This window comes from Novosphingobium sp. PASSN1 (assembly GCF_002278815.1).
Genome location: NZ_NKIS01000006.1, coordinates 200,687 through 214,347, shown reverse-complemented (window position 1 = coordinate 214,347; position 13,661 = coordinate 200,687). Strand labels below are relative to the sequence as shown.

Annotated in this window: 15 protein-coding genes; 10 read left to right on the top strand and 5 right to left on the bottom strand. The window is 66.4% G+C overall.

The genetic code is table 11. The features are described 5' to 3' along the window. Positions 1 to 47: 47 nt before the first annotated feature. The 4 genes from rapZ (at position 48) to CFE35_RS12105 (ending at position 2,684) form a co-directional block, all read left to right on the top strand. Complete coding sequence (gene rapZ, locus CFE35_RS12120) at positions 48 to 977, top strand: RNase adapter RapZ (RefSeq protein ID WP_292930858.1); 930 nt, start codon at positions 48 to 50, stop codon at positions 975 to 977. A 178-nt stretch (positions 978 to 1,155) separates the two neighbouring features. Continuing rightward, positions 1,156 to 1,560 (top strand): PTS sugar transporter subunit IIA, encoded by a 405-nt coding sequence (locus CFE35_RS12115; RefSeq protein ID WP_292930857.1) that lies wholly within the window; start codon positions 1,156 to 1,158, stop codon positions 1,558 to 1,560. Positions 1,561 to 1,562: 2 nt separating this feature from the next. Then, positions 1,563 to 1,871 carry an HPr family phosphocarrier protein gene (locus CFE35_RS12110; protein ID WP_292930856.1) on the top strand — a complete coding sequence of 103 codons (309 nt, stop codon included), beginning with the start codon at positions 1,563 to 1,565 and terminating at the stop codon, positions 1,869 to 1,871. A gap of 9 nt (positions 1,872 to 1,880) precedes the next feature. Continuing rightward, a complete protein-coding gene (locus CFE35_RS12105) occupies positions 1,881 to 2,684 on the top strand; it encodes an RNA methyltransferase (protein WP_292930855.1) in 804 nt (267 codons plus the stop codon). 84 nt (positions 2,685 to 2,768) lie between these two features. Here the strand turns inward: CFE35_RS12105 and rmuC are convergent, their stop codons facing one another. From rmuC to recR, 3 genes are all read right to left on the bottom strand, one after another. Next, a complete protein-coding gene (rmuC, locus tag CFE35_RS12100; protein WP_292930854.1) occupies positions 2,769 to 4,292 on the bottom strand; it encodes a DNA recombination protein RmuC in 1,524 nt (507 codons plus the stop codon). Between the two features lie 81 nt (positions 4,293 to 4,373). Further along, positions 4,374 to 4,940, bottom strand: a complete 567-nt coding sequence (def, locus tag CFE35_RS12095) for a peptide deformylase (RefSeq protein WP_292930853.1) — start codon at positions 4,938 to 4,940, stop codon at positions 4,374 to 4,376. Positions 4,941 to 4,992: 52 nt separating this feature from the next. Then, positions 4,993 to 5,589 carry a recombination mediator RecR gene (recR, locus tag CFE35_RS12090; RefSeq protein ID WP_292930852.1) on the bottom strand — a complete coding sequence of 199 codons (597 nt, stop codon included), beginning with the start codon at positions 5,587 to 5,589 and terminating at the stop codon, positions 4,993 to 4,995. Between the two features lie 51 nt (positions 5,590 to 5,640). Here recR and fmt point away from each other — a divergent pair, with 51 nt between their 5' ends. The 3 genes from fmt (at position 5,641) to CFE35_RS12075 (ending at position 8,503) form a co-directional block, all read left to right on the top strand. Beyond that, entirely contained in the window at positions 5,641 to 6,546 is a 906-nt protein-coding gene (gene fmt / locus CFE35_RS12085; RefSeq protein WP_292930851.1) for a methionyl-tRNA formyltransferase, read from the top strand. Continuing rightward, entirely contained in the window at positions 6,539 to 7,324 is a 786-nt protein-coding gene (gene truA / locus CFE35_RS12080) for a tRNA pseudouridine(38-40) synthase TruA (protein WP_292930850.1), read from the top strand. The genes fmt and truA overlap by 8 nt, the downstream gene beginning before the upstream one ends. A gap of 66 nt (positions 7,325 to 7,390) precedes the next feature. Continuing rightward, a complete protein-coding gene (locus CFE35_RS12075; RefSeq protein WP_292930849.1) occupies positions 7,391 to 8,503 on the top strand; it encodes a zinc-binding dehydrogenase in 1,113 nt (370 codons plus the stop codon). 42 nt (positions 8,504 to 8,545) lie between these two features. Here CFE35_RS12075 and CFE35_RS12070 read toward each other — a convergent pair whose 3' ends face one another. Continuing rightward, on the bottom strand, positions 8,546 to 9,538 hold the full coding sequence (locus CFE35_RS12070; protein ID WP_292930848.1) for an AAA family ATPase: 993 nt from the start codon (positions 9,536 to 9,538) through the stop codon (positions 8,546 to 8,548). Between the two features lie 79 nt (positions 9,539 to 9,617). On the opposite strand from CFE35_RS12070, the gene CFE35_RS12065 reads away from it, so the two are divergent. Genes CFE35_RS12065 through CFE35_RS12055 form a run of 3 tightly spaced genes read left to right on the top strand, consistent with a single transcriptional unit; the run spans position 9,618 to position 11,754 of the window. After that, complete coding sequence (locus tag CFE35_RS12065; protein WP_292930847.1) at positions 9,618 to 10,283, top strand: glutathione S-transferase family protein; 666 nt, start codon at positions 9,618 to 9,620, stop codon at positions 10,281 to 10,283. Between the two features lie 27 nt (positions 10,284 to 10,310). Beyond that, entirely contained in the window at positions 10,311 to 11,120 is an 810-nt protein-coding gene (locus CFE35_RS12060; protein ID WP_292930846.1) for a VOC family protein, read from the top strand. A 4-nt stretch (positions 11,121 to 11,124) separates the two neighbouring features. After that, positions 11,125 to 11,754: a glutathione S-transferase family protein gene (locus tag CFE35_RS12055; protein ID WP_292930845.1), complete on the top strand. Its 630-nt coding sequence runs from the start codon at positions 11,125 to 11,127 to the stop codon at positions 11,752 to 11,754. Positions 11,755 to 11,764: 10 nt separating this feature from the next. Here the strand turns inward: CFE35_RS12055 and CFE35_RS12050 are convergent, their stop codons facing one another. After that, positions 11,765 to 13,648 (bottom strand): DUF885 family protein, encoded by a 1,884-nt coding sequence (locus CFE35_RS12050; protein ID WP_292930844.1) that lies wholly within the window; start codon positions 13,646 to 13,648, stop codon positions 11,765 to 11,767. Positions 13,649 to 13,661: the final 13 nt, after the last annotated feature.

The following is a 13,661-nucleotide window of genomic DNA, read 5'->3' as shown; positions in this document are numbered from 1 at the left end:
CTCCTTGTGCCCTTTCCTTCCTGCGCGGTTCGGCGCAAACCACGCGCATGTCGGCTGAGTCGCAACCGGAACGCCCACCCCAGCGCATCCTGCTCGTCACTGGCGTGCTCGGGGCCGGCAAGACGACTGTCATGCGCACGCTGGAGGACATGGGCTGGGAGGCGATCGACAACTTCCCGATCCGCCTGCTCGACCGCCTGCTGGAAACCGAGCCCGGCTCGGCCCAGCTCGATGCCGGCTCCCCGCTCGCCATCGGTTTCGATACGCGCACGCGCGGTTTTGATCCGGGAAAGACAATCGACCGGGTGAAGCGCCTCGCGGGGCGCAGCGATCTTGCGGTGACCACGCTGTTTCTCGATTGCGGCGGGGCCGAACTGGAGCGCCGCTACAACGAAACCCGCCGCCGCCACCCGATGAGCGAGGACAAGCCCGCTGCCACCGGCATCGCGGCCGAGCGTGAATTGCTCGAACCGCTGCGCCGCTGGGCCGACGTCGTGATCTCCACCACCGATTTTTCCACGAACGATCTCCAGCAGGCGATTCGCGAACAGTTCGCCAGCCACACGCCGCAGCGCACCACGCTTACCATCAGCAGCTTCGGCTTTTCGCGCGGCACCCCGCCGCTGGCCGATCTGGTGTTCGACATGCGCTTCCTCGCCAATCCGCACTGGGATGATGTGCTGCGCCCGATGTCCGGGCTGGACGCCCCGGTCGGCGAATATATCAGCCGGGATCCGGCATTTGACGAGGCTTTTACGCGGATTCGCGATCTCCTGCTGCTGCTGCTGCCGCGCTTTCAGGCGCAGGGGAAGGCTTATGTGAACATCGCCTTCGGCTGCACGGGCGGGCGGCATCGTTCGGTGTTCACGGCGGAGAAGATCGCTTCCGCCTTGCGCGATGCGGGATTTTCTCCCACATTGCTGCATCGCAACCTGGGGTCGCGCGCTGCCGACATGGTCGAAGGCGCGCAGACATGAACAAGACAAGCATCTGCCGTCCGTCCGGGGGGAAAGGCAGAAACCGGGGGAGTGGGCATGCACTGGAAGATGGCGAGGCCGGTCGGCAACAAGGCCGGATATGGCGCCAGCCACGACCAGAACTGCCCAGCCTGATCACGGCGCCCTGCCGCATCGCCCTTCGGAGCCAAACCACCACATGATCGGTCTTATCCTCGTTACCCACGGCGCGCTTGCCGACGAATTCATCCACGCGATGGAACATGTCGTCGGCCGGCAGCCGGATATCGTCGCCGTCTGCATCGGCCCGAACGACGATATGGAACGCCGCCGCAAGGAAATCGCCGAGGCGATCCGCCGCGTCGATTCGGGCTCGGGCGTGATCGTGCTGACGGATCTGTTTGGCGGCACCCCGTCCAACCTCGCCATCTCGCTGATGGAAGCGGGCAAGGTCGAAGTGATCGCGGGCATCAATCTGCCCATGCTGATCCGCCTCGCCAAGGCCCGCAGCAGCATGGGCGTGCGCGAAGCCACCGCTGCCGCGCGCGATGCAGGGCGCAACTACATCACCATCGCATCCGAATTCCTGGGGCAGGACGCCTGAGTATGACCGACGACACCGCTGCCGCTTCTTCTGCAACAACGGCGCGCGAGACGGTGCTGATCATCAACCAGCGCGGCCTGCATGCGCGGGCCAGCGCCAAGTTCGTCAACGCCGTGGCGCGCCTGCCTGAAGGCGTTGATGTGAAGGTGATCAAGGACGGGACCGAAGCGCAGGGTGGCTCGATCCTCGGCCTGATGATGCTCGGCGCGGCCAAGGGCGATACGGTCGAGATCGTGGTCACCGGCGCTGATGCGGACGCGGTGCTGATGAAGGTTGCCGGGCTCGTCAAGGACGGCTTCGGCGAAGACTGAGAGCCTGCGATGAACCGCCGCCAGATCACCGGGTATTCCAACCCGACCATCAAGGCCGTGCGAGCCCTGCGCGAAAAGAAACACCGCAAGCGCGAGGGCCGCTTTCTGGCCGAAGGGCTGCGCTTGCTGACCGACGCGCGCGAATGCGGCCGCCTGCCCGAATTGCTCCTGATGGCCGAAGGGCGCGAGGGGCATCCGCTGCTCGATGCGCTGGAAGTGGCCGTGGTGCAGGCAGGCGGCGATGTGATCGAAATGCCCGAAGACCTGCTCGCCAAAGTCACGGGCAAGGACAATCCGCAGGCGGTGGCGGGCGTATTCGCCGAATGGGACACCGGTCTCGCGGGGCTGGACCGCGCCCGGGCACCGCTTTGGCTGGTCGCGCAGGCGATGCGCGATCCCGGCAATCTTGGCACCATGCTGCGCACGGCGGATGCCGTGGGCGCGGGCGGCGTGATCCTGCTCGATGATTGCGCCGATCCGTTCTCGGTCGAAGCCGTGCGGGCCAGCATGGGCGCGGTGTTTACCGTGCCGCTGGCGCAGGCGCGGTGGGAAGATTTCCAGCGCTGGCTGCGCGCCGGGCCGGGCCAGCTTGTTGCTGCCAGCTTGCGCGAAGCTGTTCCCTATCGCGGCGCGCCATATTCTGCGCCCTGCTTCGTGATGGTCGGCAATGAATCGCGGGGCCTGCCTGAAGAGTACGAAATGGCTTGTGATTTGCGCGTGACGATGCCGATGAAGGGCCGCGCAGACAGTCTCAACGCGGCGGTGGCGGCGGCTGTTCTTGCCTATGAGGTGTTGGCGGCGCTGGGAGGCTGAGCTGCTCGCTCAACCCCTCAGCAATCCACACGTACCGCACGTCATCCCCGCGAATGTGCTTTCGGCAAGCTCCGAACGTCGCGTCTATTCTGCCGCCTCGCCGTCCGTGTCCGGCTCCACCAGCGCCAGCTTCGGGCCGTCGCTGTCGGCATGGCGCGGTGCGGTTTCCACCAGCGGCACATCCTCGATCTCGCGCTTGCCGATCTCGATATGCTTGTCGCGCAGGCGGCGGCCGGCGGAGAGCACGTTGCGCTCGAAGCTGCCGACGAACTTGTTGTAGTGCCCAACCGCACTGTCGAGGCCCGACCCGACGCGCTTGAGGTGCTCTGCCGCGACCGCGAGCCGGTCATAGAGTTCGCCGCCCATCCGGCCGATCTCGCGCGCTTCACGCGCCAGTCCGTCCTGCCGCCAGACTTGCGCCACGGTGCGCGCGATGGCGACGAGGTTGGTGGGGGAGGCGAGCAGCACGCGGCGTTCGAACGCGAAGTCCCATAGCGCCGGATCGCGTTCCAGCGCGGCGGCGATGAAATGCTCGCCCGGCACGAACATCAGCACATAATCGGGGGCTTCCTCGAATTGGCTCTGGTAGCTCTTGGTCGCCAGTGTCTGGATGTGACCGCGCATGGATTGCACATGCGCCGCCAGCGCCAGCGCGCGCGCGTCGTCGTCCGCCGCCTCGAAGGCGTCCTGGTAGGCGTTCAGGGAAACCTTGGCATCGATCACCAGGATCTTGTTGCCCGGCACCCTGACGATGGCATCGGGGCGCAGTCGCCCATCTTCGGTGTCGACCGAATGTTCCGTCACGAAATCGGTATGTTCGGCCAGCCCGCACTGCTCCAGCACGTTGCGCAGCTGCAATTCGCCCCAGCGCCCGCGCGTCTTGGGGCCATTGCGCAAGCTATTGCCCAGTTGCAGCGCGGCAGTGCGCACCGCTTCTTGCCCCTGACGCATCCCCTCGATCAGCCCGGTCAGCTGCCCGAAGGCATCGACCCGCTTTGCCTCAAGCTCCTGCACCTGCGTCTCGTATTTCGCCAATCGCGCGCCGACCGGTTCGAGCACGGCCTGCAGCCGCGCTTCGCTGGTCTTCTCGCTCTCTGCAAAACGCGCATTGGCCCGCGCGAGGAAGGCTTCCTGCGCGCGTTCGAGCACTTTGTGCCCGGCGTTCTCGAATTCCTTGCGTAAGGTTTCCTGCGCTTCGATCAGCAGGCGCTTCTGTTCGGCGAAGTTTTCGGCATCGGCCTTCAGGCGTTCCAGTTCCGCACGCAGCGCCTCGCGGTCGGCGCGCAGCGCGGCGAGTTCGGGCCGCATCCGGTCCGCCTCGGCCGCGCGTTCATGCGCGGCGGCAAACTGCGCGGCGAGTGCGTCGCGCTCGGACCGAACCGCGCCCATCTCTGCCGCCAATGCATCGCGTTGCCCGGCCTTTTCGCTCGCGGCGGCCAGTTCGGTGATCGCGCGGCGGAACTTTTCGTCAAGCTCCCGCGCTTCGGTATCGCGGGCGGTAAACCGCGCCTGCCATTCGGCCAGCGGACGTGCACCCAAAAACCACCCGATGGCGAGGCCAGCCAGCAGCGCGACAAGCACGAAAACAAAGACAAGGGTGGTGTCCACGCCGACTCCGAAAAAAGAACGAAGCGTGAACTTATCCTGCTTCCGGTCCCGGCGCAAGCCGGGCCGGAGGCGCTGAGGTCATCACGCCGCGCGGCGCAGCTTTTCCAGCTTCTTCAGCACCATCTGCCGCTTCAGGCGCGAGAGGTGGTCGATGAACAAGATACCTTCGAGGTGGTCCATTTCGTGCTGCAGGCAGGTCGCCATCAGGCCGTCCATGTCTTCCTCGTGGACGTTGCCATCAAGATCCTGCCAGCGCGCGCGGATGCGCGCCGGGCGCTCCACTTCGGCGTACATTTCGGGCACCGAAAGGCAGCCTTCGTTATAGACGCGCAGGTCTTCGGACGGCGCGAGAATCTCGGGGTTGATGAACACCTGCGGCTCGCGCTTCGTCGGCTGGTGATGATGGTGATGGCCATCGTGGCTGCAGGCCACCGGCTCGGCATCCGGATCATCGGGCTGCAGATCGATCACCAGCACGCGCAGCGGCACGCCGACCTGTACGGCGGCAAGGCCGATGCCGGGCGCATCGTACATCGTCTCGAACATGTCGGCGACGAGCGTTTTCAGCTCCTCATCAAACATGGTGACGGGCGCGGAGATCTGCTTCAGGCGCGGATCGGGGACTTCGAGGATTTCGCGGATAGCCATCCCGGTCAGATAGGCAAGGCGGGCCCGACTCGCAAGATACTACCCGACTGCCTTATCCCACAGGCCGCCGCGCCCGCAGCGCCTGCGCCAATGTTCCCTCGTCGAGGTAATCCAGCTCGCCGCCCACGGGCAGGCCGTGGGCCAGCTGCGTCACGCGCAGGGGCAGGTGCTCGATCCGCTCGGCGATGTAATGCGCGGTGGTCTGGCCCTCCAGCGTGGCGTTCATCGCGAGGACCACTTCGTCGATCCCGCCCGCTTCCAGACGTGCCAGCAACTGGCCGATGGCAAGGTCTTCCGGCGCCACGCCATCCAATGCAGACAGCCGCCCGCCCAGCACGTGATAGCGCCCGGTGAACAGCCGCGCGCGGTCGAGCGCCCAGAGATCGGCGACTTCCTCCACCACACACAGCGCGCGGGCATCGCGGCGCGGATCGGTGCAGATGCTGCACGGGTTGGCGGTATCGACATTGCCGCAAGTGGCGCATTCGATCAGCCGCGCGCGCACGCCTTCCAGCGCATCGGCGAGCTGAACGAGGCTCGTCTCGCGCCGCTTGATCAGCCACAGCACGGCGCGCCGCGCGGAACGCGGGCCAAGCCCGGGAAGCCGCGCCAATGCGCTCGCCAATGCCTCGATCTCTTGCGATGCCATGGGGGGAGAGATAGGGCCGCCTCACGCAAACGAAAGGCCCTTTTGAGCGTTATGCGCATTGTCTTCATGGGCACCCCCGATTTCGCGGTGCCGACCCTGACCGCACTGGTTGCCGCCGGGCACGAAGTGGTGGCGGCCTATAGCCAGCCGCCGCGCGCTGCGGGGCGGGGCAAGCAGTTGCAGCCCACCGCCGTCCACCGCGCGGCAGAGGCGCTTGGCATCCCTGTGCGCACGCCGGTTTCGCTGAAAGGCGCGGAGGAGCAGGCCGCGTTCGCCGCGCTGGGGGCCGATGTCGCGGTGGTGGCCGCTTATGGTCTGATCCTGCCGCAGGCGGTGCTCGATGCGCCGCGCCTTGGCTGCCTCAACGTTCACGGTTCGCTCCTGCCGCGCTGGCGCGGGGCGGCGCCGGTGCAGCGGGCGATTCTGGCGGGGGACGCGGCGACCGGCGTGACGATCATGCAGATGGAGCGCGGGCTCGATACCGGGCCGATGCTCGCCAAGGTGGAAACGCCGATTGCGGGCAAGACGGCGGGTGAACTCACCGCAGAACTGGCGGAGAAGGGGGCGGCGCTGATGGTGGCCGTGCTGGCCGATCTTCCCGCGTATCCCCCGGTGATCCAGCCGGAAGCGGGCGTTACCTATGCGCACAAGATCGACAAGGCCGAGAGCCGCCTCGATTTCAGTCAGAGCGCGGTGCAGGTGGAGCGGCAGATCCGCGCTTTCGCGCCAGCGCCGGGCGCGTTTTTCGAGCTGGAGGGGGAGCGCTACCGCGTGCTGGCCGCCGAAGTGGTGGGCGCCACGGGTATCCCCGGCACCACGCTCGATGCCGCGCTCACGATAGCCTGCGGCGAAGCCGCGCTGCGGCCCACGCTGATCCAGCGTGCTGGAAAACCTGCTATGGAAACCGACGCCTTGCTGCGCGGACGGGCGATTGCGGCGGGCACGCGCCTTGGGTGATCCCGCACCCGTCACGCGGTATGCGCTGACCCTCGAATACGATGGTACGCCCTACATGGGCTTTCAGCGGCAGGCGCATGGGCCTTCGGTGCAGCAGGCGGTGGAGGAAGCGGCGCAAGGTGTTGTTGGCCATCCGGTCACGCTCCACGCCGCCGGGCGCACCGATGCGGGGGTTCACGCACGGGGGATGCGCGCGCATTTCGATAGCGCAAAGCTGCTCGCCCCGTTTCGAATGGGTGAGGCAGTCAATGCCCGGCTGCGCTTGGCAGGCGAGGCCGTGGCGGTGCTGGACTGCGTGGAAGTGCCGGAAGACTGGCACGCGCGGTTCTCGTGCATTGGCCGATCTTACGAATATGTCATCGCCAATCGCCGCGCGCCGCTCGTGCTCGAAGCCGCGCGGGCGTGGCGGATTGCCCAGCCGCTGGATGCAGATGCGATGCACGAAGCGGCGCAAGTGCTGGTCGGGCATCACGATTTCACGACCTTCCGGTCCGCCCATTGCCAATCGGCCAGCCCGGTCAAGACGCTGCGGCACCTTTCCGTGCGGCGTGCCAAAGGACCACATGGGGCGGATCATGTGATCGTGGCGGCGGAGGCGCGCAGTTTCCTCCACCATCAGGTCCGCTCGATGGTCGGCTGCCTTGCGCTGGTGGGTGAGGGGCGGTGGAGCGCGGCAGACTTGCGCGATGCGCTCGAAGCCTGCGATCGCCGCCGCCTTGGCCACAATGCGCCCCCCGATGGCCTCTATTTCATGCGCGCGCTTTACCCGGGGGATTGAGGCGTTAAGTTGCGGATTGAAACCCGCGCGGGACCAATCCCGGCGCGGCCACAATCGGAGAGAAAAATGGCATTCAGCGGCAAGCAGCTCACCACCCGGCTCGATGCAGACGGCACGCTCACCGTGCAGATCGTGCCCAAGACGTGGGACGCGCCCAGCGGCAGCCAGGTGCTCGTCCAGATCGAGGCGACGCCGATCAACCCTTCGGACCTTGGACTGCTGTTCGCTTCCGCCGATACCGCCAATGCTGTCTATACCCCCGGCAAGGTCGTCGCGAAAATGCCTGAGGGCGCCACCCGCGCCATGGCCACGCGCCACGGGCTGGATATGCCGGCGGGCAACGAAGCCGCCGGGATCGTCGTCGCCGCCGGTGACAGCCCCGCCGCGCAGGCCTTGATGGGCAAGCGCGTCGCCTGCGTGCCGGGCAGCGCCTATGCCAGCTACGCTTATGCCGAGAGCGGCATGTGCCTGCCGGTGGATGACGGCGTGAGCGCGGCGCAGGCCGCTTCCAGCTTCGTCAACCCGATGACCGCGCTGGGCTTTGTCGAGACGATGCGGATGGAAGGCTTCACCGGCCTCGTCCACGCTGCCGCCGCGTCCAACCTTGGCCAGATGCTCGTGCGCATCTGTCAGGAAGATAACGTTCCGCTCATCAACATCGTGCGCAGCGCCGAGCAAGTCGCGCTGCTCAAGGGCCTCGGCGCGACGCATGTGCTGGACATGACCCAGCCCGGCTTCAACACTGCGCTGGCCGATGCGATCCATGAAACCGGCGCGATGCTTGGCTTCGATCCGATCGGCGGCGGCACGCTGGCGGGGCAGATTCTGGCTGCGATGGAATCCTCCGCCAGCCGGGGCGCAGCATTCAGCCGCTATGGTTCGTCCACGCCCAAGAAAGTCTATATCTACGGCGGGCTCGATATGGGGCCGACGATCCTCAACCGCGCTTTCGGCCTGACGTGGGATCTCGGCGGCTGGCTGCTCACGCCGTTCATGGCCAAGGCGGGCATGGAAACCGTGGGCCGGATGCGCGCACGCGTTGCCCGCGATCTCACCACCACTTTCGCCAGCCACTACAAGGCTGAAGTCAGCCTTGAAGGCATGCTCGAACCTGCCGCCGTTGCGGAATACAACGCGCGGCGGACGGGCGAGAAGTATCTGGTGGTGCCGACCGCCTGACAGGAAAAAGGGGCGCCCGGCGGGGCGCCCCTTGTTCTCGTTTCAAACCTTGCCGACAACGCTCTCGGGCAAGTCCTTGCCGAACACGCGCTGGTAGTATTCGGCCACCAGCACCCGCTCGGTCTCGTCGCACTTGTTGAGGAACGAGAGGCGGAAGGCGAAGCCCGCATCGCCGAAGATGCCGGTGTTCTGCGCCCAGCTGATCACGGTGCGCGGGCTCATCACGGTGGAAATGTCGCCCGCGATGAAGCCCTTGCGGGTGAGGTCGGCCACGCGCACCATGTCAGCGGCGGTCTTGGCGTCGAGCCCCGGGACCTTCTTGGTCACCACGTCGATCTCGGTCGCGGCGGGCAGGTAGTTCAGCGCCACCACGATGTTCCAGCGGTCCATCTGGCCCTGGTTGATTGCCTGCGTGCCGTGATAAAGCCCGCTGGTGTCGCCCAAGCCGACGGTGTTCGCCGTGGCGAACATCCGGAAGTACGGGTTCGGGCGGATCACGCGGTTCTGGTCGAGCAGCGTGAGCTTGCCTTCGGTTTCCAGCACGCGCTGGATCACGAACATCACGTCCGGACGGCCCGCGTCATATTCGTCGAACACCAGCGCGGTCGGCGTCTGCAGCGCCCACGGCAGCAAGCCTTCGCGGAATTCGGTAACCTGAAGCCCGTCGCGCAGCACGATCGCGTCGCGCCCGATGAGGTCGATACGGCTGATGTGCGCATCGAGGTTGATGCGGATGCACGGCCACTTGAGGCGCGCGGCCACCTGTTCGATGTGCGTCGATTTGCCGGTGCCGTGATAGCCCTGCACCATCACGCGGCGGTTGTGCGCAAAGCCCGCAAGGATCGCCAGCGTGGTATCCGGATCGAACACGTAGTTCGGATCGATATCCGGCACGCGTTCATCAGCCACCGAAAAGGCCGGAACGGTCATGTCGATCGGAATGCCGAAAGTCTCCCGCACGCTGAGCGTGATATCGGGAGCGGCAAGGACGGTGGTGGCGCGGGTGTCGGCCTGCAGGTTGGGAATGTCGGTCATCACCTCTTCGCCTATACGGGCCTGCGGAAGGCTGCAATAAGCTTTGAGGGAGCCTATTGGAATCGGGAGCAGGTCTGGCATGAAACTCTATGGCGCGTTGCTTTCGCCGTTCGTGCGCAAGGTGGCGGTGGTGCTGGCCGAAAAAGGCCTCGCCTATGAAGCCCGGCGGGGCGGCCCGGGGACCACGGACCCGGAATTTCTCGCGGTCAGCCCGTTTGCCAAGATCCCGGTGCTGGAGGACGATGGCTTCGTCCTGCCGGATTCGACCGCCATCGCGCTCTATCTCGATGCCCAATATCCCGAACCTGCGCTGATTCCCGCTGCGCCGCAAGCGCGCGGCAGGGCGATCTGGCTTGATGAATTTGCCGATACGATCCTCGCCGAGGCCGCCATCAAGGTGCAGATGAGCCGGATCGTCGGCCCGCGCTTCCTTGGCCGCCCGGTCGACGAGGACATGGCCCGCGCAGGCGAGGCGGAATTGCCGCGCGCGCTCGATTATCTCGAATCGGTGGCCCCGGAAGCAGGCTGGCTGCTGGGCGCGGATTTTACGCTGGCGGATATCAGTGTCGGCGTGGCCCTCAGGGCGGCTGAATTCGTCGGGTGCCTTGGCGATGCCGCCGCCCGCCCTCGCACGGCCGCGTGGTTTGAACGCCTGAAGGCGCGGCCATCCTGGCAATCGGTCGCGGAGCGCGAAGCGGCGCTGATTGCGCGCGCGCTGCCCGATCTCGCCAACGCGCAAGGCTGATCCGCGCACGCAAAAGGAGCACTGCCCGTGCCGCACACGCCCACCAGCTTCATCTGGTACGAACTGATGACGCCCGATCTCGATGGAGCAAAGGCCTTTTACGATGCCGTCGTCGGTTGGCGCATCGATGGTCCGGGAGAGCAGCCAGGCGATGATTTCTACCGCATGATCATGCGCGGTGCCGATGCCGCGACGGGCGGAGCAACCGGCGGCGCGCTGCGGCTCTCGGACGCGATGATCGCGGGCGGCGCGCGGCCCACGTGGCTGTGCTACCTGCACGTAGACGACCTCGATGCCAAAGCTGCCGAGATCGTGGCCGAAGGCGGACGCCAGATCATGCCGCCGCAGGATATCCCGCATGGCCGCTTCACCATGGTCACCGATCCGCAAGGCCAGCCGTTCTATCTGATGCAGCCGACGCCGCCCGCCGATGCGCCCGATGCGGTCAGCACAGTCTATGATCGCACCACGCCGCAGCACATGTCATGGAACGAACTGGTCACACCGGATCTCGCCGCAGCCAAGGCGTTCTATGCGCGGCATTTCGGTTTTGCGTTCGATCGGTCACTCGCGATGGGTGATCTGGGCGAATATTGTTTCATCGATCAGAACGGCGTGGACATCGGCGCGGTCATGCAGGCCCCGCCGGGGCTGGAGCCGAGCGGCTGGACTTTCTACATCCGCGTGGCTGATATCGACCGCGCCGCCGCCGCCGTCACCGCTTGTGGCGGGCAAGTGGTGCGCGGCCCGCATCCTGTGCCGGGCGGAGACTGGACGTTGAACGGGATCGATCCGCAGGGCGCAGCTTTCGCGCTCGTCGGCCACAAGGAAGCCTGAACCCATGGCAGACTACACCTTCTTCACCGTCCCCATGTCGCGCGGCCAGATTGCCCGCTGGGCCTTGCACGAAGCGGGCGCGCAGTATGAGCACGTGCTGGTCGATTGGGCCAGCCGCCCACCCGAACTGGCCGCTGCCAATCCGATGAACAAAGTGCCCACGCTGATCCACCATGCGCCTGAGGGGGACCGCGTCATCACTGAATGCGCCGCAATCTGCGCCTATCTCGCCGATGTGCACCCCGAAGCCGGACTGCTGCCACAGCCGCACGAGAAAGCCGATTACTTCCGCTGGTTGTTCTTCGCCGCCGGGCCGCTCGAACAGGCCGTGATCAGCCGCGCGATGGGCTGGGATGTGCCCGAGGGCAAATCGGGTATGGCCGGTTTCGGCACGTATGAGCGCACGATCGACGTGATGGACGGCCTGCTGTCCAGCCGCGACTGGGTCTGCGGCGCGCGCTTCACCATGGCAGACGTCTATGTTGGCAGCCAGATTGATTGGGGCCTCAACTTCGGCTCGATCCCCCCGCTGCCCAGCTTCGCCGCCTATGCCGAACGCATCCGCACCCGCGCCGGGTATCAGTCCGCCAAAGCCATCGACCGCGCGCTGATCAAGGCGGCAAAAACGGACTGAGGTTGGCGCCTCAGCCTTGCTTCCCCGCAATATACGCGTCGATATTCTGCCCCAGCACATCGAGCGGCACGTTCCCGCCCTCGACCACCGCGTTGTCGAAGGTGCGCAAGTCATAGGCCTTGCCCAGCGCTGCCATCGCCCGCGCGCGCTGGCGCAGGATTTCGCTGCGGCCGATGAAATAGCCGCAGGCCTGGCCCGGCCAGCTGCAATAGCGCTCCACTTCGCTGGTCACCTCGTCGCGGCCCGAACCGTTGGTGCTGGCGAACCAGTCGATCGCCTGCTCGCGGGTCCATTCGCGCGCGTGCAGCCCGGTATCGACCACCAGACGGCAGGCGCGGAACGCGATGGACTGCAAGTAGCCCAGCTTGCCCACGGGATCGTCGTCATACGCGCCCAGCTCGTCGCCCAGCGTTTCGGAATAGAGCGCCCAGCCTTCCGAATAGGCATTGAACGCCAACATCGCGCGGATCGTGGGGAGCTGGTTCGAATATTCGCCTTGCCACACATGGCCGGGGATCGCTTCGTGGTGCACCAGCGTCGGCAGGCTGTAGGTGCTGTGCAGCCGTGTGGTACCGAGGTTGATCCACATCTTGCCGGGGATGCTGCCATCAATGGAGCCCGGCCCGCCATAGGCCCCCGGTGCTCCCGGTTCTTCCGCCGGGGGCAGGCGGCGCACTTCCAGATTGCCGCGCACCAGCTTGGAAAACGCGCGCGGCATCTGCGCGCGAATATAGGTCAGCCGCTTCTGGATGAACGCGACGATCTGCGCGCGGCCCTCGTCGTTGTCCGGAAACTGGAAGCGCGGGTCCGCTCCCAGCGCGGTCATCCGCTCGCCCACCGTGCCACTGGTATAGCCAAGCTTCCTGAGGATCGGGTCCATCCGCCCCTGCAGATCGGCCAGCGCATCGAGCCCCAGCTTGTGGATCTCGTCCGGCGTCATCCGCGTCGTTGTGCTCGCGCGCAGGGCCCAGGCGTAGAACGCATCGCCGCCGGGCCGCTGGTGCATGCCGGCTGCGGGCACCGCCAGCTTTCGCTGTGCGATCAGTTCGGCCAGCTGCGCTTCCAGTGTCGGCGCGACCTGCTTGGTCACGATCTCACGCGCGCGGGCCGCCCAGTCGCCCGCGATGCCCTTCTCGCGGGTGCGCCGCTCCAGCGAATCGACCAGCCCGCCACCGGTGCCCCCATGGCTTTGGCTCCCATTGCTTTGGTTCATCGCCGAAAGGCTCGCGCCCATCTGGCGGATCGCCTTGTCGAGGAGGAACGAAGGCGCGATCAGTCCGCCTGCCGCCGCTGCCTTCAGCCGCGCGGTCTCTCCCGCCAGCACCGCCGGGAACTGCGCCAGCCGCGCGAGATAAGCTTCCGCATCCGCCGCCGAATTCACCGGATGGTCTGAATCGAGGAAGCGCGGAACGTCGATATAGGCGCCCACGTTCTGGATCACGACATACGGCGTGTTGCGCCAGCCGCCGACGGTCACATCGCCATAAGGCAGCGCAAAGCCATCGAGCGCGGTGCGATAGGCGCTTTTCACCACGGCGAGGCTGGTCCGCGTGACGGGATCGGCACCTGCATCGGTAACCGCTTCCACCCGCGCCAGATCGCTGCGCACCAGCGCCGCCACCGCCGCTTGCCCCGCTGCCGAGCGATCCTCCAGCACGCCGCGCAAAGCCGCATGTGCCCCGCTATCGAGCCCGAGCGATGTGGCGCTTTCCGGCTTCAGCGCCAGCATCCGCCATGCCGCATCATCCAGCAGCGTGGCGGCGGCGGAAGGTGGTGCGGAAAGGGCCTGCGCCGGGAGCGCCAGCGCCGCAGTTCCCGCAGCCAGTCCGGCGATGGCCTCGCGCCGGGTGAGGGAGGGGGCGCGGGCGGCGGTTTCGTGGTGGTTCTGGGTCATGCAGCCATCACTG